This window comes from Clostridium sp. CTA-5 (assembly GCF_054768135.1).
Map to the genome: position 1 here is coordinate 17529 of NZ_BAAAAT010000006.1, position 26304 is coordinate 43832.

The following is a 26304-nucleotide window of genomic DNA, read 5'->3' on the forward strand; positions in this document are numbered from 1 at the left end:
ATTATACATTTATTCCATTTTTTGTAAATAACTTCAGTTAATTTTTATTTAAATTATATCATAATTATATAATCTATCTCATATAATAGATAAAAAAAAATAGAGGTATTTATTCCCCTATAAAATATTAACAACCAATTCTATTAAATATTTTAAATTTTTTTCTAATCTTAAATTATCCTCTTGAGTTCTTTTTTTAGGATTTGAAGTTTTACCTCCACCTCTCCTAATTTTTTGTGATAAATGTCTTTCTTCTAATAATCTATCTATATTTTTTTCATCATATATAAAACCTTTAGGATTTATTACCTTAGCTTTTTTAGATAAACATATAGCTGCCACTCCATAATCTTGAGATACAACTATATCTCCAGTTTTCGTTTCATTAATTACATACATATCAACACTTTGAAATCCACTATCCACAATTTTAACTTCTGAATAATTACTTTGTATAAAATGATTAATATCACAATAAATTATTACTGGTATTTCTTTAATTTTAGCTACTTTTTCAATAATAGAGATGCCTGGACAGGCATCTCCATCAATTATAATTTTCATTATTAAAGTCTCTTCTCTAATTCATCTTTCATATCTTCATATCCTGGTTTTCCAAGAAGAGCAAACATATTTTTCTTATATGCTTCTACTCCTGGTTGATCAAATGGATTTATTCCTAATAAGTAACCACTTACTCCACAAGCTTTTTCAAAGAAATATACCATATGACCAAAATAGTAAGGTGAAAGTTCTGGTACATTTACTACCATATTAGGTACGCCACCATCATTATGAGCTAATAAAGTTCCTTGGAATGCTTTATTATTTACAAAATCCATAGTTTTTCCTGATAAGAAGTTCAATCCATCTAAATCGCCTTCGCTAAATTCTATAGTAACTTCTTTTTTAGCTTTTTCTACATTAACAACTGTTTCAAAAAGGTTTCTTCTACCATCTTGAATATATTGTCCCATAGAGTGAAGGTCAGTACTAAAATCAACAGCTGCTGGGAATAGTCCTTTATTGTCTTTGCCTTCTGATTCTCCATATAATTGTTTCCACCATTCATTGAAATAGTGAAGTGATGGTTCATAATTAACTAATACTTCAATTGCTTTACCTTTATTATATAAGATATTTCTTGTAGCTGCATATTTATAACAATCATTTTCCTTAAGTGAAGGATTTGAATATGCTTCTCTTGCATCAGCAGCTCCTTGCATCATTTCATCTATGTTTATTCCTGCAGCAGCTATTGGTAATAATCCTACAGGTGTTAATACTGTAAATCTTCCACCTACATCATCAGGAATTACAAATGTTTCATATCCTTCTGCATCAGCTAAGCTCTTTAATGCACCTCTTGCTTTGTCTGTTGTTGCATATATTCTCTTTCTTGCTTCATCTACTCCGTATTTCTTTTCTAAGTAAGATTTAAATATTCTAAATGCAATAGCTGGTTCTGTAGTAGTACCTGATTTTGAAATTACATTTACACTGACATCTTTTCCTTCTATAGCTTCTAATAATTCAGCCATATAAGTTGAACTTATATTATTACCTGCATAGAATATTTGTGGTGTCTTTCTCTTATTTCCATCTAAAATATTATGGAAATTACTTGTTAGCATTTCTATTGCTGCTCTAGCTCCAAGATAAGATCCACCAATTCCTATAACTATTAAAACATCTGAATCAGATTGTATTTTTTGTGCTGCCTTTTTAATTCTAGCAAATTCTTCTTTATCATAATTCACTGGAAGGTCTATCCAACCTAAAAAGTCATTTCCTTGACCTGTCTTACTATGAAGTCTATTATGTGAATCTTTTACCATTCCTTCCATGTAATCTAGTTCATAGTCTTTTACAAATGCTTGTGTTTTACTTAAATCTAATGTTAATCCTTTTTTCACAACCATACCTCCATATATTAATTACGTAAATTTCACTTTACAATTATATCACACTTTTATTAAACATTTCTTAAACATTTATGATATTATTGAAAGTTTGGAATTTCATACTAAAAAATACTAATTCCTAATTATAAAGTGTATAAATCCTATAAAATCTCCCTTTTTAATAATAACTTAAATTATTACTTAATTTAAGTTATTATAATACAGTAGTTTTATTATATGCATTTTCCCAATCATTAATAAATTGTTTTACGCTTAAGTCTGTTAATGGATGTTCTATAAGTTTATTCATTATATCACTTCCTACTGTGACTGATTGACATCCCCTTAAAGAAACTTCATTAACTTGTTGAACATTTTTAAAAGAAGCTGCTAAAACTTTAGTTCTTAAATTGTTTAATTCTAATAATTCAACAATCTCTCCAACTACTTCTACTCCATTACCACCAATATTATCAATTCTATTAACATAAGGCGCGACAAAATTTGCACCTGCCTTTGATGCTATTAAAGCTTGTTGAGCTGTAAAAATTGCAGTTGCTGTTATTTTAACTCCATCTTTACTAAGTATTTTTATAGCTTTTATACCTTCTGGAGTTACAGGTATTTTAATATATATATTTCCTCCTATCTCATTTACTATGTATTTTGCCTCATTAATAATTTCTTCTGCTGTTACTGCCAATACTTGTGCATGTAACATGCTTTCTTTACCTATTATTTTTCTTATATCTTTTAATCTTTTAATAAAATCTTCTTTTTCTTTACTTATTATTGATGGATTTGTTGTAACACCTTCCATAGGATAATATTCATAAGCTCTTTTTATTTCTTGTAAATTTGCAGTATCTAATATATATATCATTTTTTCCTCACACTCCTATTTATATTCTTAAAATTAATTTATATAATATTAAAAGTCCCTAGTAATATTAGGAACTTTTAATATTATATATTTATATTATAGGTTATTTAAAAGTTAGTTAAGGTTAAAATTTTATACTTTATTTCTATTTATAATCTTGATTTAAATTAGCCTCTAGTCTTTCCTCCAGCTATATTATAAGTCACCCCATGAATATAACCAGCTCTTTCTGATCCTAAGTAACAAACCAAATCAGCTACTTCTGATAATTTTCCTGATCTTCCCAATGGAGTAGTTGATGTTTTACTATATCCCGCTCTTAAATCATCAACTGTAATTCCTCTAGTGTAAGCTAAAGCAGTTTCATATTCTATAGTTCTTAGACCTGTAGCTTCTAATATTCCTGGTGCTACTCCAACAACTCTAACTCCTTGCTTTCCTAATTCTTTTGACCAAGATCTTGTAAATGAGTTTACTGCATTCTTAGTTGCTGCATAAATACTTTGACCTTCTGATCCTTCTAATCCACTTTCTGAAGACATATTTACTATTACTCCAGAACCTGCTTTTACCATTTCTCTAGCAACTGCTTGTGCACAGAAAAATACACCTTTTATATTAACATTTACTATTTTATCAAAAATAGCTTCATCTAATTCATATTTACCATTTTCTTCTTTTGGATCTACTAATAATCTAGGTATATTTATACCAGCATTATTTACTAAAATATCTATTTTACCAAATGCTTCTTTAGTTTTTGAAATCATTTCTTTAACGTTATCATAATTAGTTACATCTGTTTTTACATATAGCATTTTTCCACTTGTTTCGTTTATATCTAGTTCCGGCGCATTTGGGTTCATATCACATACAACAACATTTGAACCATTATTTAAAAATTCTTGTACTACTGCCTTTCCTATTCCTGATGCTCCACCTGTAACTATTACTGTTTTTCCTTCTAAGTTTAACCATGACTTTGTCATTTTTTATCCCTCCATTAATAAATTAATCTATTAATTTATATGAACATCGTTACTCTCATCTAATGAACAAATAGGTCTGATTACTTTTACTATTTTTCCGATACCAAGTACTTTAATAATCAAACCTATTTTTAAATTCAAAGAACAATTAATTCCATAAATTATTTTAATTATTTTTTCATATAAGCTTGAAAACACTTTATACTTATATTCCTAAATTGACTAATTATACAAAAAGTCTTATAATCTTCTTAAATATTATTTTTTAAACTATTTAAAATTAATTTCTTATTATTTTTAGAATTGTACCAACGGCAATTGGTGCAATTTCTTTTTTTTCTAAGTATAAAGTACCTGCTACTTTAGCTTCTTCTTCTCCTAGAAAATTATATGTTATATGTCCTAATTCTTTTAAATTCTTGTTTACTAATTCTCCTACTGCTTTTATTTCATAAGTAGTATCGTCTATATAAAGTATGTCATTAGGCTTTATATCCTCTAATAAATTATTTTCATTATGAATAAAGCAATAATCAATTAACTCTTGAGGAGCATTATTTTTAAAAGTTATGAACATATTAGCTGCAAAAAACTCTTCAGCTTTTTCACCAATCTTTTCTATTCTAGTGCTATAAATCGTCTTCATAAAATTGTTCCCTTCTAATTGATTTAATTAATATAATTTAGCTATATAATCCAAAACTTACAAGCCAAGCTACTACAACTGTTGGGGCTCCTGTTAAAAATCTTGAGTATAAAACTGATGGAACTCCTACTTGTACTGTTTCTGGTTCTGCTTCTGCTAATCCTAAACCAACTGGTATAAAATCAGCTGCTGCTTGTGCATTTATAGCAAATAATGCTGGTAATGCTAAATGTGGTGGTATAGTTCCTTTTCCAATTTCAGTTCCTATTAAAACACCAACTATTTGTGCTATAACAGCGCCAGGTCCTAAGAATGGTGAAAGTAATGGGAATGAACATATAAGTGATAATACAACTAATCCGCCTACATTTCCGATTAATGGTGTAAGTAAATTAGCAATAAAGCTACCAATTCCTGATTCATTAATAATACCTATTAATACTGCAACGAAAGCCATGAATGGTAATATTGTATGAATTACTGTATCAATAGTATCTCTTCCTGCTTGGAATAATGTACTACTAACATTTCCTATTGCTATACCTATCTTTCCAACTAGGCCCCCAGTTTGTTGACTAATCTTTTTACTAGTATCGTAACTCATTAAGTCTTCCTCCTTTGAATAATATTTTTTTATTTTAAGCTAAATTTATCCTATTACTTCTACATTTTCTGGTTTTACTGCTGAAACATAGATATCTTCTTTTATAAACATTGCTAAAGGACCACTTTTACCTGTTCTCATAATATTAACTGTTGGTATTTTCTTTTGAGGATAAATTCCACATCTTAATGTTCCTCCACAGTTTATTATTACACAAGCAATTTCATCATCTTTAACTCCAGTTGTAAATCCATCTATTAATTCACATCCTGTTAATTCTGCTATTCTTACTGCTGTTTCTGGTTGAGCTCCTCCAGTAATATATACTACTTTATTTTTCTTTTCTGTAGGTTCTATTACTAATGGGCCACCCCATCCACCTGATCCTTTATTAATCTTAACTTTTTTGTATCCCATAACTGTCAACTCCTTAATTATTTAAATTTTAATTTATATTATTTGTTATTTAATTATCCTAATTTCACTTCAGTACTTAATTTAACACCTTGTTGTTTTTCTACATATGAAGTTGTGAAATCTGTTATCCAGCCTCTAAAGAAATTTGTTACTATACCTACTAATAAATATCTAACTGCTAAATCTGTAGTTGATAAACCTAATGTAGTAATACCTGATGCTATTCCTAAGAATACGAATAATTCACCTGGGTTAATATGTGGAAATAATCCATTCATTGTGTGGCAAGAAAAACTTGCTGCTGCATAATAACTTGGTTTATATTTTTCAGGCATAAACTTACCTAGTGATAATGTCATTGGATTCGCAAATACGAATGTTCCTATAACTGGTAGTAATAAATATCTACTTATTGGATTTGAAGAACATTTTTTTGCTAATTTTTCTATTTTTTCATCTCCAATAAATTTTATGATTGCATTCATAGTAACTAGTAATGCAACTAGTAGTGGTATAATGCCTGTTACGAAACCCATAAATTGGTTTCCACCGGCTCTAAATAAATTCATAAATGAGTCTGCACCTTTAGCTAAAAAATCTAACATTTGTGTCATAAAAAACCCTCCTCATTATATATTATACTTTTGTATATTGTATTTTTTAAACAACCACTTTTAAGTCTTCTTCTTTTGTACTACCCTCCTCTAGTTTAAACTTTTTGTAATTCTTAACGGCATCTAAAATTGCTTTTTTAAGTGGTTTGTTAAATCCATTTAAATCGTTTTCTTGAATCTTATCAATGTACATATTTTCTAACCCTTTAAAACGTTTAACTCTTGCTGCTACGGTTACCCCTTGCATTTTTCTAGATTCTAAAATTAATCCATCATTTTGAATTCTTATCAGCACTACCGTGCCCGAGTTAATCATTCCTTTTTTTCTTCCTATAGCTACCTTTCCTAATTTTCTTAACTCTATATAATTTTTATTAAAATCTTTGATTTGTAATAATCCAAAGATAAAATTAAGTATCCAAACAGTAATTCCTATAGTTATTAAAAATACAACTGAATTCATAATTTATCTCCTTCCTAGAATTTCTTTAAATTCTTTATAACATTTAGTTTTTATTAATTTTTGGACTATTTTTTTATTACTTGATAAATCTATAATTTCTTGATAAGTTTTAACTATCATATCTTGGCTATTTTGACTTTCTGATGGTATTACCATTAATATTATTAGGCCAACCTCTTTACCATCTACTACAAGTACTTTATCTAGTACTCCATATGCAACTATTACATTATTTACTTTTTCATCAACTGCATGAGGTAATGCTATGTATCCACCAAATGCTGTTCCAGCCTTTTTTTCTCTTTCTATAACTCTTTCTTTAAACTCAGCTGATACAATATTTGATTTTATCAAACTATCTAACATTTTTTCTAAATTACTCATAAAATTATTTTCTTTTAAATAAAGTACTAACTTTTTATCTAACATTCCATTTAAAATATCTTGTTTTGTATCATTTATTTGTTCATTAGTCTTGTTTAAAAATATTTGGCTTTCTATTTCTCCTTTTAATTGACTTTCATCAAAAATAGAAGTGATTTTTATTATTGGCACATTTGTATTTATATTTAAATCTACAAGTGTAAATATCATGTCATATTTATTAGCTATGTTTTCTGTAAAATCTAAATCTGAAAAGGATTTGAATTTTATTTCTTCTCCTAATATTTTCTTTAGTTTTATACTTAACAATTGTGCTGTTCCTAAGCCTGTTCCACAAATTATTGCTGCATTTTTTATTTTAATAGAAGATTTACTTGCTCTTTCAACATAAGTTCCAAAATGTAATGCTAAATATCCAATTTCGTCTTCTTCAACTTGAACCTCATATTTCTCTTCTATTACTGTTGCAGCTATTTTAGCAACTTCATAAGGTAATTTGTATTTTTCTTTTATTTCTTTTAACATAGGATTTTTATATTTGATATTTAATACAAGTCTATTTAATGCATAATATAAATGATATTCTAAACTCTGTATTAACTGTTCATCTTCTTCTAAGCTTAAACCAGTAAATTCAAAAACTTTTTTAAAAATTTGTTTTCTTAGTGAAGTTATATTTTCTCCTATTGTTAAATTTCTTAATACTTCATGATAGAGAGGTGCATTTCTTCCAAGTAATGGCATTACTATAAATATTACTTCTAAATCATCAATTTTAACATTACGTGATTCTTCAATTAATTTTTTTATAGTTTTTCCAATTAAATACTCTTCAGATTCCTTAATTATTTTATACTGTGACTGTAGTGAAGTTATTTTTTTATTATTATTTAGTCTTAACAACATTACTGCTATATACCTAATTAAATTATTTATTAAAGCTTCAGTAACACCAAATCTATTTTCTTTTAAATTTGTTACAATTTGTTCTTGAAGTTTAATAATATCTTTTTTAGTAAGAATATTGTTGTTTTCTAATAATATTATTGCATCATCATATGTTTTACATATGTGTTCAAGTATAATTAATCTTAAATTGATTTCATCTCCTTCAATTTTTATTCCTGAATTTGTTTTTCTCTTTAAAACTAATCCATACTCTTCTAAATTTTGATCAACTTTTTTTAAATCTTTAACCAAAGTTGTTCTTCCTACATTCATTTCTTCTGCTAAATCGTCTATTGTCACAATCTCATCAAGACCTACTAACCTATTGATTAAATAATCAACTCTTTCTTCTGGGTTATTTAATTGAGAAAACTTTTGTTTTTGTCTTCTATTTAATTCTAATATCTGTTGAAATTTTTCTTGATTTTTTATATTTAGCTTATACTCTGAATTATTGTTCTTTACTATTTCTACAATTTCTTTAGGTATCTCTTCTTGTAGTTGTTTTAAGTAATTTCTAATACTTCTAGTACTAACTCCTAATTCATCTGAAAAATCTTCTAAGACAACCCCCTTATTATCGGTTAACATTTCAAGTATAATGAATAACTTTCTTTCTAATGATTTTGTAACCATTTTCAATCCCTCATTCCATCTTACAATTATATAATAATACACTAACTTAAATTATTTAATGTTTACTTTTTCATCACGTATTGAAAAAATGTATACTAATTGATTAAAAACTTTAATTCTAAACTAATATATATCTATAAATGTATTCTCAAACGTAGTAAATGTACCTATTTACTATTAATCATAACATATTTATACATATTTTTTCAATTTTTTATATATAGAACTATATTTTCTGAATATTTTTTATTTTTATTTTATTTTTTTGAAAACATTTACTTAGAAGTATTATATTATAAAAATAACGAAAAGAATGATGTATTGATATTATTATTCAAAAACAGTTTTTCCAAATCAAAATATAGTTATACATATTAAATTTTCTATCTATGTACTATTCCTATAATATCCTTCTTTTAAATTATATTATAGGAATATAATATATCATCTATAAATTATTAAACTAATACTACTTTTAAAAATAACAGATACATAATTTGCTTATCTTGTCTTAATATAAAGAAACAATTTTAGGTTATTACCTTTAATAGCTAAAAATAAAAAGAGACTTTTTTGAACAAGTTTAAACTTATTCAAAAAAGTCATTCCTATAAATCAACTATTAAATTGGCTTACAAATTTCCTAACAGCATGGATGTTTTTTATTTATACATGCCAAAAATTCTCTTCTTGCTTTTTCATAACCAGCTTGGCATCCTTCTTGGAATCCCTTTGCTCGTCCATCTTTAAATCCTCTTTCATAGCCATCTTTAAGACCTTTTTGGTATCCTTTTTTACATCCGTCTTTAAATCCTTCTTCATAGCCTTTTTGTTTTCCATCTTTAAAGCCTTCTGTATAACCCTTTTGTTCTCCGTCTTTGAATCCTTCTTTATATCCTTTTTCGCATCCGTCTTTAAAACCTTTCTTATATCCTTTTTGACAGCCATCTCTAAAGCCTTCTTTATATCCTTTTTGACAGCCATCTTTAAAGCCTTTCTTATAGCATTTTTTGCATTCTTCATCACAGTTAGGTTTTTCTTCTTCTTCACACTCGAATTCTTCATAATTACAGAATTCATTAAAATCACAATCTAGTTCATCTTCATCAAATAGATGTTCATCAAATTCACAAGCCATATTTACTTTTTCTGGGTGTTTATTCTCATTATAATAACAATAATTGTTCATCTCTTTAACTCCTTTTGTAAAAATATTATAATATATAATATGCAAAAACTGATTTATGTGTTATTATTTTATATTTTTTAAATATATCATTTAACTTTTTAAGATAAATGTTTCAAAATCAACATTTTTTAATATCATAAATAAAAAAGTAGTTATACTTTTACTTAATCAAATAAGCAAAATATAACTACTTTTTATTTTCTTATATTTTATCTACTATTCAAATTCAATAGTAGCTGGTGGTTTTCCTGTGCAATCATACATTACACGATTTACACCTTTTACTTCATTTATAATTCTAGTTGTTACTTTTCCAAGTACTTCCCATGGAAGATCTGCACTTTCAGCTGTCATGAAATCACTTGTTGTTACAGCACGAAGTGCAACTGCATAATCATATGTTCTTTCATCTCCCATAACACCTACTGAACGCATATTAGTAAGAGCTGCAAAATATTGACCAATTTCTTTATCAATTCCTGCCTTTGCAATTTCTTCTCTATATATTGCATCTGCCTCTTGAACTATTTTAACTTTTTCAGCTGTTACTTCTCCAATAATACGTATTCCAAGACCTGGACCTGGGAAAGGTTGTCTGAACACTAGTTTTTCAGGTATTCCAAGTTCTAAACCAGCTTTACGCACTTCATCTTTAAATAATAATCTAAGAGGTTCTATTATTTCTTTAAAATCAACATAATCAGGAAGTCCTCCAACGTTATGGTGAGATTTTATAACTGCTGACTTTCCAAGACCACTTTCAATTACATCTGGATAAATAGTTCCTTGTACAAGATAATCTACAGTTCCTATTTTTTTAGCTTCTTCTTCGAATACTCTTATAAATTCTTCTCCAATAATTTTTCTCTTTTGTTCAGGTTCTTCTACTCCAGCTAATTTTTCATAAAATCTTTCTTGTGCATTTACACGAATAAAGTTTAAATCATATTGACCATTAGGCCCAAATACTGCTTCAACTTCATCACCTTCATTTTTACGAAGTAAACCATGATCTACAAATACACAAGTTAATTGCTTTCCAACAGCTTTTGAAAGTAATACAGCTGCTACTGATGAATCAACTCCACCTGATAATGCACATAATACTTTACCATTTCCAACTTTTTCACGGATTTCTTCAATTGTCTTTTCAACAAATGAATCCATTTTCCAATCTCCAGTACATCCACAAATATTATAAACAAAATTTGAAAGCATTTTTGTACCTTCTTGTGTATGCATAACTTCTGGATGGAATTGAACTGCATATAAATTTTTACTTTCGCATTCCATAGCTGCAACAGGACAAACAGGAGTATTACCTATTACTTTAAATCCTTCTGGTGCTTTTTCTATGTAATCAGTATGACTCATCCAACAGATTGTTGAAGGTGATACGCCTTCAAAAAGCTTAGATTCTACTTTTACATCAACTTTTGTTTTTCCATATTCACTTACGGGTGCAGTTGCTACTTTACCTCCAAGCATATGAGACATAAGTTGAGAACCATAACATATACCTAAAATAGGTACTCCTATTTCAAACATAGCTTTATCACATAAAGGAGAATCTTCACCATATACACTGTTTGGTCCACCTGTAAAAATGATTCCCTTTGGATTCATTTCTTTTATTTTATCAACACTTAAATTATATGGATGAACTTCACAATATACATTACATTCTCTTACTCTTCTTGCAATTAACTGATTATATTGCCCACCAAAATCTATAACTAAAACTAACTCTTTCTTCATTATTTCCTCCTGAAACTGTTTTTTACAAACTAATTATTATTATCTATTATTTTATAAACTAATTATTGTCCCACACTATAATTTGGAGCTTCTTTAGTTATATTTATATCATGTGGATGACTTTCTCTAAATCCTGCTGAAGTTTGAACAACAAATCTAGCTGTTTCATATAAAGTGTCTAAATCTTTAGAACCTAAATATCCCATTCCAGATCTTATTCCACCTAATAATTGGAATATTGTATCTGAAACATATCCTTTATATGCTACTCTTCCTTCAACACCTTCTGGTACTAATTTTTTATTTCCATCTTGGAAATATCTATCTTTAGATCCACATGCCATTGCAGCTAAAGAGCCCATTCCTCTGTATACTTTATAGCTTCTTCCTTGGTATATTTCCATTTCACCAGGTGCTTCTTCACAACCTGCAAATAATGACCCCATCATCGCTGCTGCTGCTCCTGCTGCTAAAGCTTTTACTATATCTCCTGAATATTTTAATCCACCATCTGCTATTACTGGAACTCCATATTTTTTACCTGCTTCTGCGCAATCCATAACTGCTGTTAATTGTGGAACTCCAACTCCTGCAACAACTCTTGTAGTACAAATTGATCCTGGTCCTATACCAACTTTAACACAATCTGCTCCTGCTTTTATTAAATCTTCTGTTGCTTCTGCTGTTGCTACATTTCCTGCTATTATTTGAAGGTCTGGATGCTTTGATTTTATTTTTGAAACAGCATCTAAAACTCCTCTTGAATGTCCGTGTGCTGTATCAACTGTAATCACATCAACTTTAGCTTTTACTAAGGCATCAACTCTATCCATCATATCTCCTGTAATACCTACAGTAGCTCCACATAATAATCTGCCACTTTCATCTTTTGCAGCATTAGGGAATTGCTTAGCTTTTTCAATATCTTTAATTGTTATTAATCCTTTTAAGTTTCCTTCACTATCAACCAAAGGTAATTTTTCTATCTTATGTTTTTTTAGTATTTCTTTAGCTTCATCAATTGAAGTATTTTCTGGCGCTGTGATTAAGTTTTCTTTTGTCATTACTTCTAATATTTTTTTACTAAAATCTGTTTCAAAGGTTACATCTCTATTAGTAAGTATTCCTACTAATTTTCCATTTTCAGTTATAGGTACTCCTGATATTCTATATTGTGCCATTAGATTTTCTGCTTCTTGAAGTGTATTATCTTTTGATAAAAATATAGGATCTGTAATAATTCCATTTTCTTGTCTTTTAACTTTATCAACTTCTTTTGCTTGTTGTTCAATTGACATGTTCTTATGAATAATTCCAATTCCACCTTCTCTTGCCATAGCAATAGCCATTTTAGATTCGGTTACTGTATCCATAGCAGCACTCATTAAAGGTATGTTTAATGTTATCTTTTTAGTTAATTTAGTTCTTAAACTTACCTCTCTAGGTAATATTTCAGATTTATTTGGTACTAGTAATACATCATCAAATGTATATGCAGTTTTAATTATTTTAGCCATATTATCCTCCCTAATCCTTTTCTTGCATTTTTATATTAATTTTGAAAGTTTTATTGCATTTTTTACTTAATTTTATGTACAAAAAAAACATATTAATCTTCTAAGTGAAGTTAATATGTTAATATAATATTACATTATATTATATATTAAAATCACTCATAGTCGGAAATTTAAGGTTTCCGGTAGATACTCCCTGCCATATTCAAGGTTTATATGAGCTTTTAATTTATTCTAACTTTGATTAAAATTATTATAATGTATGCTAGACCTAAAGTCAATAAATTTGAAATTAAAGTTGCAAAAATATAAACACTGATTTATTTTAAATAAATCAGTATTCTAAAATATATTATCTCTTTAATTTATATTTTTATTTAATTATTCTTCTATATTAGACACATCTAAAATTTCTGTATTTTCTTCAAAATCAAATTCTTTACCATTCAAAACTTTATAACAATCTCCAATTGTTGTCTTATCTATATTAAGATTATTGAGTGAAACATCTTTAAGATACTTTTCTATTCCCCTTTCTTTTTTAGCTTTACTAACTGTTTTATCCCTATCATATACACATTCATTTCTTAAGTCATAAGATTCAACCGCCATAACAACTTTCCTACATTGATCTATAATCTTTGTTTTTTTAGCTTCTTTTATATATCCACTTACTTTAGGTAATAATACTGTAGCTAAAATAGCTATAATACCAATTACAGCTATCAATTCAATCAATGTAAAACCTTTTTTCTTATTCCTCTTACAATATTTTTTCAAGCTTAAAATATTCATAATACCACCTACCAATAATTTTATTGTTATTTGTATTATTTCTATTTAAATATTTTATATACAATTTATTCCAATTTAAATTATCCTTTAATAATATTAATCCTATAATATAAAAATAAAAGTATGTTTTAGTTTAAGTAAATGTTGATATTTTAATATTAGAATTTGCTTTTTAGAGTCCTTAAAGTGAATTTCCCTTACCATGAGTTTTATACTACAATTTCAAAATGATTTTAAAATATAGCAAAAAAATAAAAAGTCATCATTACTGATGACTTTTTATTTTTGTATTATATTTTAATACATTCCGTCCATTCCCATTCCTGGTGCACCTGGCATTGCAGGTTCCTTTGATGGAATATCAACAACTGCTGCTTCTGTTGTTAAGAATGTAGATGATACTGATGCTGCATTTTGTAATGCTGATCTAGTTACCTTTGTTGGATCAACAATTCCTGTTTTAATCATATTTACATAAGTACCATGTAGGGCATCGTATCCTATTCCTACTTCACTATTTCTAACCTTATCTATTATTACTGAACCTTCAACTCCAGCATTAGTTGCTATTTGTCTTACTGGTTCTTCTAATGCTTTTACTATTATATTTATACCTAATTGTGTATCTTCAACATCTGATGTTAATTTTGCTACTTCATTAATTACATTAACATAAGCAGTACCTCCACCAGATACTATTCCTTCTTCAACAGCAGCTTTAGTAGCAGCTAAAGCATCTTCTATTCTAAGCTTTCTTTCTTTTAACTCAGTTTCTGTTGCTGCTCCTACTTTAATAACTGCAACCCCACCAGCAAGTTTAGCTAATCTCTCTTGTAATTTTTCTTTATCAAATTCTGAAGATGTTTCTTCTAATTGAGCTTTTATTTGGCTAACTCTATCTTTGATATCAGAAGAACTTCCTTTTCCATTAACTATTACAGTATTTTCTTTAGTTACTTTAACACTTTCTGCTTGACCTAGCATATCAAGTGTAACCTCTTTTAAATCTCTTCCTAGTTCTTCAGCTATAACAGATCCACCTGTTAATATAGCAATATCTTGTAGCATTTCTTTTCTTCTATCACCAAAACCTGGTGCTTTTACTGCAACACAAGTAAATGTTCCTCTTAACTTATTAACAACTAATGTTGCCATTGCTTCGCCTTCAATATCTTCAGCAATGATTAATAATTTTTTACCCGCTTGAACTATTTGTTCTAATATAGGTAGTATTTCTTGAATGTTTGATATTTTTTTATCAGTTATTAATATATATGGATTGTCTAATAAAGCCTCCATTTTTTCTGTATCTGTAGACATATAAGGTGATACATACCCTCTATCAAATTGCATACCCTCAACTACATCTAATTCTGTTCCCATAGATTTTGATTCTTCTATTGTAATAACGCCTTCATTTCCTACTTTCTCCATAGCATCAGCTATTAACTTACCAATTTCTTCGTCAGCAGCTGAAATTGCAGCAACTCTAGCTATATCTTCTTTTCCTTCTACAGGTCTAGAATTTTTTTTAATTTCTTCAACAGCTTTTTCTACTGCTATTTTTATACCATTTCTAATTAACATAGGATTAGCGCCTGCAGTAACATTTTTTAACCCTTCTCTAATTATAGCTTGAGCTAATAAAGTTGCTGTTGTAGTACCATCACCAGCTACATCATTAGTTTTAGTTGCAACTTCTTTAACTAATTGAGCTCCCATATTTTCATATGGATCTTCTAATTCTATTTCTCTCGCTATAGAAACACCATCATTTGTGATTAAAGGTGATCCAAATTTTTTATCTAAAACAACATTTCTTCCTTTAGGTCCTAATGTAACCTTAACTGTATCTGCTAGTTTATCTACACCTATTTGCATAGTTCTTCTTGCATCTTCTCCGAATTTTAACATTTTAGCCATTTATAACACCCTCCTATTCAACTATCGCTAATATATCTTCTTGTTTTAATATCATATATTCTTCACCGTCTACTTTTACTTCAGTACCGGCATATCTAGAATATAATACCTTGTCTCCTACTTTAACTTCCATATCTATTCTAGTTCCATCAACTACTGCTCCTGGACCCACAGCTACAACCTCTGCTTCTTGTGGTACTTCCTTAGCAGTACCTGTTAAAACTATTCCGCTTTTAGTTTTTTCTTCTGCTTCTAACTTTTTAATTACAACTCTTTCTCCAAGTGGTTTAATTCTCATAAAAAGTCCCTCCTATATATTAAAATTGTTATTTTTATTTTAAGTATTAGCACTCATTAACATCGAGTGCTAATATATTTATTATAATATCCTTTATGACCATATAATTCAAATATTTTTTCTAATATTATAAAGCTTTATTTCTTAAATATATTTAATTATATTCTCTTTTCTCTCATTTTCTTAAATTATCTCTATTTTTCTTTTTTATTTCTTTATTTATTATGTTAACTTTTTTATAGTTTTTTATATAGTATATTTTTATCTTTAAATTGCCTAATAATTATTTTTTACTTATTTTTATAGTTATATTCAATTGAAGTAATATTATCTATAATATAATAAAGATAAATAATCAATTACATAATATATATGATTATTTATCTTCATTAATTCTAAATTTACATTATTTTATTTAAATCTTTTAGTAATTCCTCTCTATCTTTTGCAGCTTTATTAAAATCATATTTGCTATTTAATTTATTTGAATCAAAAGTTTTCTTTATATTTGAATCATTAGCTTGACTAATTGTAGGTACTGCCATTGAAAAGTCATTAAGTGCATTTCCGGCTTCCTTTGTTGTACAATATTCTATAAATGCTTCTGCTTCCTTACTATTTGAACAATTTTTTAGTTTAGCTATTGGACATATTGTCCAACCTGTATCATCAGGAACAATAGATTCTATTTTAAATCCAGAATTTTTTACTATAAGTTGTTGATTTATAAAGTTAACAGTTATTAAGTATTCACCAACCCCTACCTTTTTAGCTGGGGTAAATCCACTATCAGTAAATTGTCCTACATTATTTTTTAATTTCATAAAAAAATCTAATCCCTGTTCTTTGCCCATAGTTTGTACTAAATAAGATAAAAAAGTATATCCTGTTCCTGACGTTCTAGGGTCAGGTAAAACTATTTCTCCTTTAAATCTAGGATTTGTAAGTTCTTGTATAGTTGTTGGTTTTTTCATGTCACTAAATTCTTTATTCCATCTTTCTTCATTTATACCTATTGAAAGTGCCTCAACATATAAACCTGTCCAATAGCCATCAATATCTCTATATTGAGATGGAATTCTATTAGCATCTTTAATTATATATTTCTCAAGGCAATTATTAATTTTTAGTAATTCAATAGCATCTGTTGTGCCACCTAAAAATATATCTGCTTTTCCTGCATTCTGCTCTTTAATAATTTTTTCTGCTCCTTCTTCAGTTGGAAATCTTAAAAATGAATAGTTACAGCCTGTTTTTTCTTTAAAACCATCTAATAATACTTTAGCCTCATCTTCATTAAAAGTAACATAAACAATTAAATTTTTATTTTTAAGATTTGGTAACTCCTTGTTTCTATAATATATATTATAGAAACAAATAATTGAAATAAAGATTAAAAATACAACACATAGTCCTACCTTACTGATTTTTCTCTTAAACACACTAATCCCTCCATATTATAAGACTATCTATTTAAATAACCTATCACATAAATTATTTAAATCACCTTCCATATAAAAAGAATTTACAATTTCATTTCCATAATCTCTAACAACAGCATAACCATTTTCATAAATATCAATACTAATTACATCATAACTATCTTTTTCATAGTCTAATGCATTCTCATCAATGGAGGCTGTATCTTCATTGTATATTCTAATATGATAATTTAAATTTCCCTTATCTGATATTGCTCTTTCTAATTTTGTATTATCCATTATTCTTTTTAATTCTAAAATTTTATTTTTAATTAAAATTTTATCATTACTTCCACATTTATTACTATTATTATATTTATCTACAAGTATTATTTTATTTTTATCATTTATAAGTTCTGCTAATACTGAAGGTGTACAGAAAATATCATTTATATAATTCCTTAGTCTATTTATATATGCAGATCCATAATTTCCCCCATAATAAACATCATTTATTCTCAGGTTATTACCTAAACACAGTGTACCTTTTTTACCATCTAAATATTGAATTGTTCCAGTTATCTCATCAGAAGAACTTTCCATTTGTGAATTATAAAAATTCTCATTTCTTGGCATAGAATCAACAAGATTGCAAAATTCTTTTAATGTTTCATTAGAAGTGACAGTAACTTTTCCCCATCTTTTACTATGAAAATCTATTTTTACTGGAATTGAATTAGATGCATACTGTAAAACTTGTTCTTTATCGTCTATTATAATAACTTTATTATATATTGATTTTTTAAGGTAAACTCCTATAAATATAACATTTAATATAAAGAATATGATGCATACGTTTATGATTTTGTTATTTTTAAAATTCATTATAAATGTGATTTACCCTCCTTTATAAAATACATTGTATTAATTCTAACAGTGTATTATATTAAATTCTAAATTATCATTACTATAAATTTAGATAAATTGTTTATTTTAAACAAGTTCATATTCGACTTTACAAAATATTAATTAACTTTAAAGCTTATTACTTCTTTTTTAATTAGTTATATTAAATGTTAATATAACTCTTGTCCCATTTAAACTTTCTATTTCTATATTTCCTGACTGTTTTTCCATAATTTCTTTACAAATAGATAATCCTAAACCACTACCACCATATTTTTTCTGTAAACTTTTATGGGCTGTATAAAAATTTTCAAATATATTTTTTAATTCTTCATTAGGAATGCCTTGTCCATTATCATATATATATATTTTTAAATTATCTTTATCATATTCCATACTTATAGTAATTTTAGTACATTCACTATACTTTATTGCATTATCTAATACATTAAGCATTACTTGCTCAGTTTTTTCTTTATCAATACTTATATATTTAGAATCTAAATTTATTTCTACATCTATTCCAAACTTTTTCATTCTAGGATTTAATATCATTGTTGAATTTTCAATTACAGATTTAATATCAACATTTTCTTTTTTTATTTCTAATTGATTTTTATTAAGCCTTGATAATTCTAACAATTGTTCAACAAGTTTTAATAATCTATTACTACTTTTTCTTATATATGTGATACATTGTTCTGTATCACTTTTATTTTTAACTCTCAAAAGTAAATCTGAATATCCTATAATAGCTGCTAATGGTGTTTTAAATTCATGTGTAATATTATCAAGAAATCTCTTTTGATTTTCTTTCTCCTCTTTTAATTTATCGATCATATTTTCTATATTATTAGACATTATGTTAAATGAATTAGCTAAATCTTCTATTTCATCGCCACTATTTATATTTATTTTTTTAGAAAAATCTCCATACGAAACTTTTCTTGCAATATTTTTTAATCTAAGTATTGGCATTACTATTTTATTTGAAAATGAATTACTTAGAATAGTAGAAAATAAAATTGAAATTACAGCAAATAAAGTCATACTAAACATTGTATTCATTATAATAGTATTTTCTTTATTTAAATTATATACATATCTTATACACCCAATGCTTCTATCTTCATTATAAATAGGACTTGAAAATAATATATATGATTCACCATCTAAATTTCTAACTATATAAGATTTTTTACCCATTAATGCCTTAGATACATCTTCATCATTTTTTATCTCAGGATAATCTTCCGAATCACCTACTAATGAATTATTACTATATATCTGCACTCTAACTTTACAGTTATTAGATAAATATGTAGCAATAAATGGACTCATCTCACTCAAAACCTTTTCATGATAAATATTATCTTCTTTTTGTAAATAATTCATAACAAACTTTTGACTACTATAACTCTCCTTTTTAAGAGTTTCTATAGAACTATTTATAATCTTACTATATAAAATATATATGGTAACTAAATATATGCCAATTATAGCCATTATTAAGACAGTAATATTAATAAGTAATATCTTCTTCTTTATTCCCAGTTTCATCGTATTACACCTCGAACCTATACCCTACTCCATATATAGTTTTAATTGCCTCTTCATGTCCTAATAATTTTTTTCTAATTCTTTTAATATGAATATCAACTGCTCTTGTATTTCCAGCAAAATCATATCCCCATATTTTATCTAACAATTCTTCTCTAGTAAAAACTTTATATGGGTTTTGTACCATTAAAAGTATTATTTCAAATTCTATATGAGTAAAAATAATCTCATCTAAATCAATAAAAATTCTTCTTTCAGGTACAATTATCTTTATAAAATCCTTTTCTATAATATCATTTTCTCTTTCTTTACTGGTATCATTGCCTATAAGTTTAGCTTTATTTATCCTTCTTGATATCGCTCTTATTCTTAAAATTAATTCTCTACTGTCAAAAGGCTTGGTTATATAATCATCAGCTCCCAATTGAAGTCCTAATAATTTATTATTCAATTGACTCTTTGCACTAAGAATAATTATTGGAATTTCACTGTTCATAGTTTGAATTTCATGTATAATTTCAAATCCATCTTTATCTGGAAGCATCAAATCCAATACTACTAAATCTGGAGATTCACTTTTAAAGAATTTTATAGCATCTGTTCCACATTCTGCAGTTACTACTTCATAATTTTCAAAAATCAAATTCATTTTTACTAAATTTAATATAGATTCCTCATCATCCACTAATAAAATTTTCATGTACAATCCCCCTTGTAAATATACACTATATTGTATATAATACACTGTTTTAACCAATAAATGTACTCCTTTTCACATTTTCATATATTGAATCCTATAAAAATAAAAAGAGTCCTAGGATTTTAGAACTCTTTTTATCTTAAATTTATATCAAATTATTATCTTTCTAAATTTATATCTTCATATTCCTTTATCTTTTCATTTGATAGTACAGTTTTCATTGATGCTTGATGATTAATTTTTGTAAATGTTGCTTTAGCCTTCATTACTGAAACAAATTTACCTGCTCCATTAATACAACCACCTTCACACATCATTCCTTCTATGAAGTTTCCTTGTAACTTGCCAAGTTTAGCCATAGTCATAGTTTTCTTTATTTCAGCTCCACCAGAAACTTTAACTGGTTTAAAATCTACTTCTATTTGCTTATCCTTAACATAGTTTTCTATAGCGCTAGTTAATCCTCCACTAACTCCAAATCCTCTACCAAATATTGATGCTTCATCAACTAAAATATCATCACAAGTTTCTGGATTTATATCAAATCCATCAAATAAAGCAATTAGTTCTTCAAAAGTTAATACATAATCTACTGCATCTTTTATTGAATCTATTAATGCTTCTGATTTTTTAGCAGTACAAGGTCCTATAAAGATTACTTTTGCATCTTTATCTGTTGCCTTTATATAACGTGCTGTTGCAACCATTGGTGAAACAGTCCCTGATATTCTTTCAACTTGGTCTGGCATCATTTTTTCAATATAGCTTAAGAAACCTGGACAGCATGAGTTAGTCATATATGCATCTCCATTTTCCATTCTCTCTACAAATTCATTACTTTCGTGTACAGTAACAGCGTCTGCTCCACAAGCTGCTTCTACCATATCTGTAAATCCTAATGCTTTAATTGCATTTCTAACTTGTCCATAAGTTGTTTTTGGTCCAAATTGACCTGCTATTGCTGGTGCAACTACTGCATATACCTTTTCTTTATTAGTTAATTGTTTAACAACTCTAACTAATGAACTTTTATCTTCTACAGCTCCAAATGGACATGCTGCCATACAAGCTCCACAATTAACACATTTTTCTTCTTTAATCATTGCTCTTTTATCTGAATTTATATCTAATGCACCTGTTGGACAAGATTTTTTACATGGTCTCATATCTTCTGCAATTGCATCATACGGACATGCTTTTTTACACATTCCACATTCCTTACATTTATCTGGATCAATATAAGCTCTTCCATCAACATAAGTTATAGCACCAAAGTTACAAACACTTTGACATTTATGTGCTATACAATTTCTACATGCATCTGTTACTTGGAATCTCTTTGTTGGACACATATCACAAGCTTCTTTTATAACATATAATATTTGTTTTTCTTCTTCTACATTAACTAATTCATCTGAATCTGCTCCGTTTGGAAGAAAACCCGCTGCTAATTTAGCTCTATCTAATAATATACTTCTTTCACGTTTTACACTTTCTCTATAAGAAGGTTCTTCGCCTGGAATTATTTCATACGGTATTTTTTCTAATTCTTCCTTTGTTATTTCTTTCTCTTTTGCCACTCTTACAATACTAGTTAATACATCATGTTTTAATTTTACAAGTTGATTTTCAAATTTGAACATCTACACACACTCTCCCACCAAATTTATTACTTTATACTTGTCATGATAAGGCAATTATATCATATTAATAGTACCACTATAGTTATAATCACATTATTCTAATTTTTCTGAAATTTGCTGTATGTAAATATAATTGAATTAAAAAATTTATAAAATTCATGTTGATATATGTATTAATTTGATGTATTTATTATAGATTAATAATAATATTGATATTTTTTTAACAATTAAATAATTATTCTATATTTTTATATTATTTTCCCTTGCATAATAAAATAAATATTGTTGAGCAAATCCAGATAATACTCCAAATTTATTTCTTGCAAATATTCTAATTTTATTTAATGATCCTTCTTCTGCGTTATAAAAATGTATCATTGCACGTTTTACCCATACATCTACTGGAAATGCTGATGATTTTCTCATAGAAAATAACATTATACAATCAGCTACTTTAGCTCCTACACCTTTAAATTCTTGTAACGCAATATGGCATTCATCATCACTTAAAGATTTAATATACTCTAAATCATATTTTTTAAATCCTTCTTCATTTTTTATCCCCTTATAAACATTGCTTATTGTATCTATTATATATTTGCTTCTAAAAGAGGCTCCTGTTTCTTGAATTTCTTCTAAAGTAGCATCTTTAATCTCATGTATTGTTGGGAATGCATAATATGTCTTTCCTTTATAATTAATTTCTTTTCCCCATTTAGATGCTATTTTATTTACAGTCCTTTTTATAGATGGTATATTATTTCTTGCTGAAATTATAAAGCTTATTAACATTTCAAATGGATCCTGATTTAAAACCCTAACTCCATAACCAAATTCAATACTTTGTTTTAATAAATTATCTTTTGATAATTCTGATTTAATAACTGAATAATCCCTTTTTAGATCTAAATACTCTATCCAAATACTATTAAATTCTTCTTCAGTAGTATTATAAACTATTATGTCTTCTCCATCTTCTTTAAATTCTATTACTTTACCAAAAGCAATAACTATAAAATCATTATCTTCAATTTCTTCAAATCTAAAAATTTGACCACATTCAAAGATATGTTTTAATTTAAAATTTTTAACTTGCTTTATTACTAAATAATCTTGAAAGACTTCGATATTTTTATAATCCATACTAACACCTCATATTTTTAGATATAACATTTTCAAGTACCTCTGCTGCAGTTTCTACCATTACAATGCAACCTTCATCACTTCTTCTATATTCTTTCCTTAATTCAATACAATTATTACTACCAAGCTTCTCTTTAAATACATTTATAAATTCCCTTGTTAATTCTCTTACAATAGGACTTTTATGTCCACTTATTTCAGTAAACATGATTCCGATTACTGCTATAGATCCAGATATAACACCACACACATCTCCGATTGCCATTCCCCCACCAAAAGCAGACATAGTTTTTAATGTTTCATCTGATAACTTTAAATTATATTCTTCATTTGCTGCATATATTAAGCATTCAGCGCAATTTAAATCATATTTGTCATCCCAATATTTTTTTGCCATCTCTTTTAACATGTATGTCACCAACCCAATTTTGAATTTAAATTCTTATGTTTTAATATAGTACACATTTTCATTTATGTATATCTAAAATATATTATATACCTTTATTTATCCAATATCTAGAACTCATAATATTGTTATTTTTCTATATCTCTTGTTAAAAATTTATTTTTTAATTATATAGTTTCTTTAACAAAAAAATCATCAAGGCAGTTGAAAGAATAAAAAGGTTCTAGTATCCTAAAATACTAAAACCTTTTGTTTAAAATTTACTTAAACTTAGAAATCAACTTTATTTCCATGATAAGCACATTCAAATATTTTCTTCATTTCATCTTTATTTAATTGTCTTGGATTTGATCCAGTGCAAGCATCTGCTATAGCCCTTTCAGCAATTAAATCAACTTTTGCATTAAATTCTGCTTCATCAATTCCATATTCTTTTAAAGTAGATGGTATTGATAGTTTTTTATTGAATTCTTTTATTAAGTTTGTTAATGAATCTACTAATTCATCATCTGTTTCACCAGTTAATCCAATAGATTTAGCTATTTTAGCATATCTATCTAATGCTGACTTTTTATTAAAATCAATTACATAAGGTAAATAAATAGCATTTGCGCATCCATGAGGTATATGGAATACTGCACCTGTTTTATGTGCCATACTATGAGTTATTCCTAATAATGCATTTGAAAATGCCATTCCTGCTAAACATTGAGCATAATGCATTTGTTCTCTTGCATCTTTATCTCCATCATAAGATTTAATTAAATAATCTTTAACCATTTCAATAGCTTTTAATGCTAATGGATCTGTAAATGGAGAATTTAATGTAGCTACATAAGCTTCAATAGCATGAGTCAATGCATCCATACCAGTATGAGCTGTTAACTTAGGTGGCATTGTTTCAGCTAACTCTGGATCCACTATAGCAACATCTGGAGTTATATTAAAATCAGCTAAAGGATATTTTATTTCAGTTTTGTAATCTGTAATTACTGAAAATGCTGTTACTTCTGTTGCTGTTCCACTAGTTGAAGGAATTGCTAAGAATTTTGCTTTACTTCTTAATTCCGGTATAGTAAATGGATCTTTTATATCATCAAAAGTTTTTTCTGGATGTTCATAGAATACCCACATTGCTTTTGCAGCATCTATTGGAGATCCTCCCCCCATAGCTATAACCCAATCTGGATTAAAATCTTTCATTAATTCAGCACCTTTAAATACTGTTTCTACTGATGGATCTGGTTCTACACCTTCTATTAATTTTACTTCTATACCTGCTTCTTTTAAATACTCAATGGCTTTGTCAACAAAACCAAATCTCTTCATTGAACCTCCGCCAAGTACCAACACTGCTCTTTCACCTTTAAGAGTCTTTAGTTGTTCCATTGATCCTTTTCCATAATAAATGTCTCTTGGCAATGTAAATCTCATCATAATCTCAATAACCCTCCTGAAAATAAATTTTTAATTATATATATAACTTCTATTAAAATTTATGAAATCCTTTAAATTTTACTCATTTTATAAAACGTTTTCTCAAATTCTTAATCTATAATAAAAATTGCAATTTTTATTATATCTATGATACTAATTTTTATCTGATTTTTATATATATGACAAATTATAGGATATTCTACCCAAAAATAAAAAGCTCTCAGAAAGCAATTTGCTCTGAGAACTTTTTATATCTAATAAGATTATCTTGAATAATCGTAGAATCCTTTTCCAGTCTTTCTACCTAACCAACCAGCTCTTACATATTTTCTTAATAAGCTATGAGCTCTGTATTTAGTATCTCCTGTTTCATTATATAAAACATCCATGATAGCTAGACAAACGTCTAATCCTATAAGATCTCCTAATGCTAAAGGTCCCATTGGGTGGTTAGCACCATATTTCATAGCTGTATCTATATCTTCAACTGAAGCTATACCTTCTGCTAATATTCCAATTCCTTCGTTGATCATTGGAATTAATATTCTATTTACAACGAATCCTGGAGCTTCTGCAACTTCTACTGGGTTCTTTTCGATAGCTATTGTTAATTCTTTTATAGCATCAAAAGTTTCTTGTGAAGTAGCCATTCCTCTGATAATTTCAACAAGCTTCATTACTGGAGCTGGGTTAAAGAAATGCATTCCGATAACTTTATCTGCTCTCTTTGTAGCTGAAGCAACTTCAGTTATTGATAATGAAGAAGTGTTAGATGCTAAAATAGTTTCTGGCTTACAGATTCCATCTAATTCAGCAAATATTTCTCTCTTTATTTTCATATTTTCAACAGCAGCTTCTACTACTAAATCGCAGTCAGCAGCTAATTTCATATCAGTTGTTCCAGAAATTCTTGAAAGTATTTCTTCTTTAACTTCTTCTGTCATTTTACCTTTAGCAACTTGTTTAGTTAAACCTTTGTTGATTCCTGCTATTCCTCTTTCAACAAATTCATCTTTTATATCTCTTACGATTACTTCATAACCATGTTGTGCGAATGCTTGAACTATTCCAGCACCCATTGTTCCAGCACCAAGTACAAAAACCTTTTTCATTGATAAATCCT

Annotated in this window: 24 protein-coding genes, 1 pseudogene and 1 riboswitch; all 25 genes and pseudogenes read right to left on the minus strand. The window is 27.5% G+C overall.

Annotated elements, in window-relative coordinates; genetic code table 11:
* Window positions 1–117 precede the first annotated feature (117 nt).
* Entirely contained in the window at window positions 118–564 is a 447-nt protein-coding gene (locus ACYUET_RS12510) for a YaiI/YqxD family protein (RefSeq protein WP_460280085.1), read from the minus strand.
* A 2-nt stretch (window positions 565–566) separates the two neighbouring features.
* Window positions 567–1916 carry a glucose-6-phosphate isomerase gene (locus ACYUET_RS12515; protein ID WP_460280087.1) on the minus strand — a complete coding sequence of 450 codons (1350 nt, stop codon included), beginning with the start codon at window positions 1914–1916 and terminating at the stop codon, window positions 567–569.
* Between the two features lie 202 nt (window positions 1917–2118).
* The gene (gene fsa, locus ACYUET_RS12520) at window positions 2119–2787 is read right to left on the minus strand and encodes a fructose-6-phosphate aldolase (protein WP_460280089.1); all 669 of its coding nucleotides are present in this window, start codon (window positions 2785–2787) and stop codon (window positions 2119–2121) included.
* Between the two features lie 167 nt (window positions 2788–2954).
* Complete coding sequence (locus ACYUET_RS12525; protein ID WP_460280091.1) at window positions 2955–3776, minus strand: SDR family oxidoreductase; 822 nt, start codon at window positions 3774–3776, stop codon at window positions 2955–2957.
* A gap of 30 nt (window positions 3777–3806) precedes the next feature.
* The gene (locus tag ACYUET_RS12530) at window positions 3807–3974 is read right to left on the minus strand and encodes a hypothetical protein (RefSeq protein WP_460280092.1); all 168 of its coding nucleotides are present in this window, start codon (window positions 3972–3974) and stop codon (window positions 3807–3809) included.
* A gap of 82 nt (window positions 3975–4056) precedes the next feature.
* Window positions 4057–4422: a PTS glucitol/sorbitol transporter subunit IIA gene (locus ACYUET_RS12535; RefSeq protein ID WP_219779896.1), complete on the minus strand. Its 366-nt coding sequence runs from the start codon at window positions 4420–4422 to the stop codon at window positions 4057–4059.
* Between the two features lie 37 nt (window positions 4423–4459).
* Window positions 4460–5443, minus strand: a pseudogene (gene srlE / locus ACYUET_RS12540) (PTS glucitol/sorbitol transporter subunit IIB).
* A gap of 53 nt (window positions 5444–5496) precedes the next feature.
* Complete coding sequence (srlA, locus tag ACYUET_RS12545) at window positions 5497–6057, minus strand: PTS glucitol/sorbitol transporter subunit IIC (RefSeq protein WP_460280094.1); 561 nt, start codon at window positions 6055–6057, stop codon at window positions 5497–5499.
* 46 nt (window positions 6058–6103) lie between these two features.
* Window positions 6104–6520, minus strand: coding sequence for a transcriptional regulator GutM (locus ACYUET_RS12550; protein ID WP_460280096.1), 417 nt, complete (start codon window positions 6518–6520; stop codon window positions 6104–6106).
* 3 nt (window positions 6521–6523) lie between these two features.
* Window positions 6524–8488, minus strand: coding sequence for a BglG family transcription antiterminator (locus tag ACYUET_RS12555; RefSeq protein WP_460280098.1), 1965 nt, complete (start codon window positions 8486–8488; stop codon window positions 6524–6526).
* A gap of 643 nt (window positions 8489–9131) precedes the next feature.
* A complete protein-coding gene (locus ACYUET_RS12560; RefSeq protein WP_460280100.1) occupies window positions 9132–9677 on the minus strand; it encodes a Yae1 family protein in 546 nt (181 codons plus the stop codon).
* Between the two features lie 216 nt (window positions 9678–9893).
* The gene (guaA, locus tag ACYUET_RS12565; RefSeq protein WP_460280102.1) at window positions 9894–11435 is read right to left on the minus strand and encodes a glutamine-hydrolyzing GMP synthase; all 1542 of its coding nucleotides are present in this window, start codon (window positions 11433–11435) and stop codon (window positions 9894–9896) included.
* Between the two features lie 62 nt (window positions 11436–11497).
* Window positions 11498–12952 carry an IMP dehydrogenase gene (gene guaB, locus ACYUET_RS12570; protein WP_460280104.1) on the minus strand — a complete coding sequence of 485 codons (1455 nt, stop codon included), beginning with the start codon at window positions 12950–12952 and terminating at the stop codon, window positions 11498–11500.
* 139 nt (window positions 12953–13091) lie between these two features.
* Window positions 13092–13189, minus strand: a riboswitch (purine riboswitch).
* Between the two features lie 141 nt (window positions 13190–13330).
* Window positions 13331–13744: a type II secretion system protein gene (locus tag ACYUET_RS12575; RefSeq protein WP_460280106.1), complete on the minus strand. Its 414-nt coding sequence runs from the start codon at window positions 13742–13744 to the stop codon at window positions 13331–13333.
* Between the two features lie 297 nt (window positions 13745–14041).
* Window positions 14042–15667, minus strand: a complete 1626-nt coding sequence (gene groL / locus ACYUET_RS12580; RefSeq protein WP_460280108.1) for a chaperonin GroEL — start codon at window positions 15665–15667, stop codon at window positions 14042–14044.
* Between the two features lie 13 nt (window positions 15668–15680).
* A complete protein-coding gene (gene groES, locus ACYUET_RS12585) occupies window positions 15681–15965 on the minus strand; it encodes a co-chaperone GroES (RefSeq protein WP_219779875.1) in 285 nt (94 codons plus the stop codon).
* A 401-nt stretch (window positions 15966–16366) separates the two neighbouring features.
* Window positions 16367–17407 (minus strand): ABC transporter substrate-binding protein, encoded by a 1041-nt coding sequence (locus ACYUET_RS12590; RefSeq protein ID WP_460280110.1) that lies wholly within the window; start codon window positions 17405–17407, stop codon window positions 16367–16369.
* 27 nt (window positions 17408–17434) lie between these two features.
* The gene (locus ACYUET_RS12595) at window positions 17435–18274 is read right to left on the minus strand and encodes a DUF3919 family protein (protein WP_460280332.1); all 840 of its coding nucleotides are present in this window, start codon (window positions 18272–18274) and stop codon (window positions 17435–17437) included.
* A gap of 168 nt (window positions 18275–18442) precedes the next feature.
* On the minus strand, window positions 18443–19852 hold the full coding sequence (locus ACYUET_RS12600; RefSeq protein ID WP_460280112.1) for a sensor histidine kinase: 1410 nt from the start codon (window positions 19850–19852) through the stop codon (window positions 18443–18445).
* A gap of 4 nt (window positions 19853–19856) precedes the next feature.
* On the minus strand, window positions 19857–20552 hold the full coding sequence (locus ACYUET_RS12605; RefSeq protein ID WP_460280114.1) for a response regulator transcription factor: 696 nt from the start codon (window positions 20550–20552) through the stop codon (window positions 19857–19859).
* Between the two features lie 158 nt (window positions 20553–20710).
* Window positions 20711–22195 (minus strand): 4Fe-4S dicluster domain-containing protein, encoded by a 1485-nt coding sequence (locus ACYUET_RS12610; protein WP_460280116.1) that lies wholly within the window; start codon window positions 22193–22195, stop codon window positions 20711–20713.
* A 240-nt stretch (window positions 22196–22435) separates the two neighbouring features.
* A complete protein-coding gene (locus ACYUET_RS12615) occupies window positions 22436–23338 on the minus strand; it encodes a DNA-3-methyladenine glycosylase family protein (RefSeq protein WP_460280118.1) in 903 nt (300 codons plus the stop codon).
* 1 nt (window position 23339) lies between these two features.
* Window positions 23340–23747: a C-GCAxxG-C-C family (seleno)protein gene (locus ACYUET_RS12620; RefSeq protein WP_460280120.1), complete on the minus strand. Its 408-nt coding sequence runs from the start codon at window positions 23745–23747 to the stop codon at window positions 23340–23342.
* Window positions 23748–24014: 267 nt separating this feature from the next.
* Complete coding sequence (locus tag ACYUET_RS12625; protein WP_460280122.1) at window positions 24015–25181, minus strand: NADPH-dependent butanol dehydrogenase; 1167 nt, start codon at window positions 25179–25181, stop codon at window positions 24015–24017.
* Between the two features lie 263 nt (window positions 25182–25444).
* A complete protein-coding gene (locus ACYUET_RS12630) occupies window positions 25445–26293 on the minus strand; it encodes a 3-hydroxybutyryl-CoA dehydrogenase (RefSeq protein WP_219779859.1) in 849 nt (282 codons plus the stop codon).
* Window positions 26294–26304 lie beyond the last annotated feature (11 nt).

Coding starts and splice junctions, on each gene's coding strand:
- ACYUET_RS12510 (WP_460280085.1), bottom strand. CDS start 564: ATGAAAATTATAATTGATGGAGATGCCTGTCCAGGCATCTCTATTATT.
- fsa (WP_460280089.1), bottom strand. CDS start 2,787: ATGATATATATATTAGATACTGCAAATTTACAAGAAATAAAAAGAGCT.
- ACYUET_RS12525 (WP_460280091.1), bottom strand. CDS start 3,776: ATGACAAAGTCATGGTTAAACTTAGAAGGAAAAACAGTAATAGTTACA.
- ACYUET_RS12535 (WP_219779896.1), bottom strand. CDS start 4,422: ATGAAGACGATTTATAGCACTAGAATAGAAAAGATTGGTGAAAAAGCT.
- srlA (WP_460280094.1), bottom strand. CDS start 6,057: ATGACACAAATGTTAGATTTTTTAGCTAAAGGTGCAGACTCATTTATG.
- ACYUET_RS12550 (WP_460280096.1), bottom strand. CDS start 6,520: ATGAATTCAGTTGTATTTTTAATAACTATAGGAATTACTGTTTGGATA.
- ACYUET_RS12555 (WP_460280098.1), bottom strand. CDS start 8,488: ATGGTTACAAAATCATTAGAAAGAAAGTTATTCATTATACTTGAAATG.
- ACYUET_RS12560 (WP_460280100.1), bottom strand. CDS start 9,677: ATGAACAATTATTGTTATTATAATGAGAATAAACACCCAGAAAAAGTA.
- guaA (WP_460280102.1), bottom strand. CDS start 11,435: ATGAAGAAAGAGTTAGTTTTAGTTATAGATTTTGGTGGGCAATATAAT.
- guaB (WP_460280104.1), bottom strand. CDS start 12,952: ATGGCTAAAATAATTAAAACTGCATATACATTTGATGATGTATTACTA.
- ACYUET_RS12575 (WP_460280106.1), bottom strand. CDS start 13,744: ATGAATATTTTAAGCTTGAAAAAATATTGTAAGAGGAATAAGAAAAAA.
- groL (WP_460280108.1), bottom strand. CDS start 15,667: ATGGCTAAAATGTTAAAATTCGGAGAAGATGCAAGAAGAACTATGCAA.
- groES (WP_219779875.1), bottom strand. CDS start 15,965: ATGAGAATTAAACCACTTGGAGAAAGAGTTGTAATTAAAAAGTTAGAA.
- ACYUET_RS12600 (WP_460280112.1), bottom strand. CDS start 19,852: ATGAAACTGGGAATAAAGAAGAAGATATTACTTATTAATATTACTGTC.
- ACYUET_RS12605 (WP_460280114.1), bottom strand. CDS start 20,552: ATGAAAATTTTATTAGTGGATGATGAGGAATCTATATTAAATTTAGTA.
- ACYUET_RS12610 (WP_460280116.1), bottom strand. CDS start 22,195: ATGTTCAAATTTGAAAATCAACTTGTAAAATTAAAACATGATGTATTA.
- ACYUET_RS12615 (WP_460280118.1), bottom strand. CDS start 23,338: ATGGATTATAAAAATATCGAAGTCTTTCAAGATTATTTAGTAATAAAG.
- ACYUET_RS12620 (WP_460280120.1), bottom strand. CDS start 23,747: ATGTTAAAAGAGATGGCAAAAAAATATTGGGATGACAAATATGATTTA.
- ACYUET_RS12625 (WP_460280122.1), bottom strand. CDS start 25,181: ATGATGAGATTTACATTGCCAAGAGACATTTATTATGGAAAAGGATCA.
- ACYUET_RS12630 (WP_219779859.1), bottom strand. CDS start 26,293: ATGAAAAAGGTTTTTGTACTTGGTGCTGGAACAATGGGTGCTGGAATA.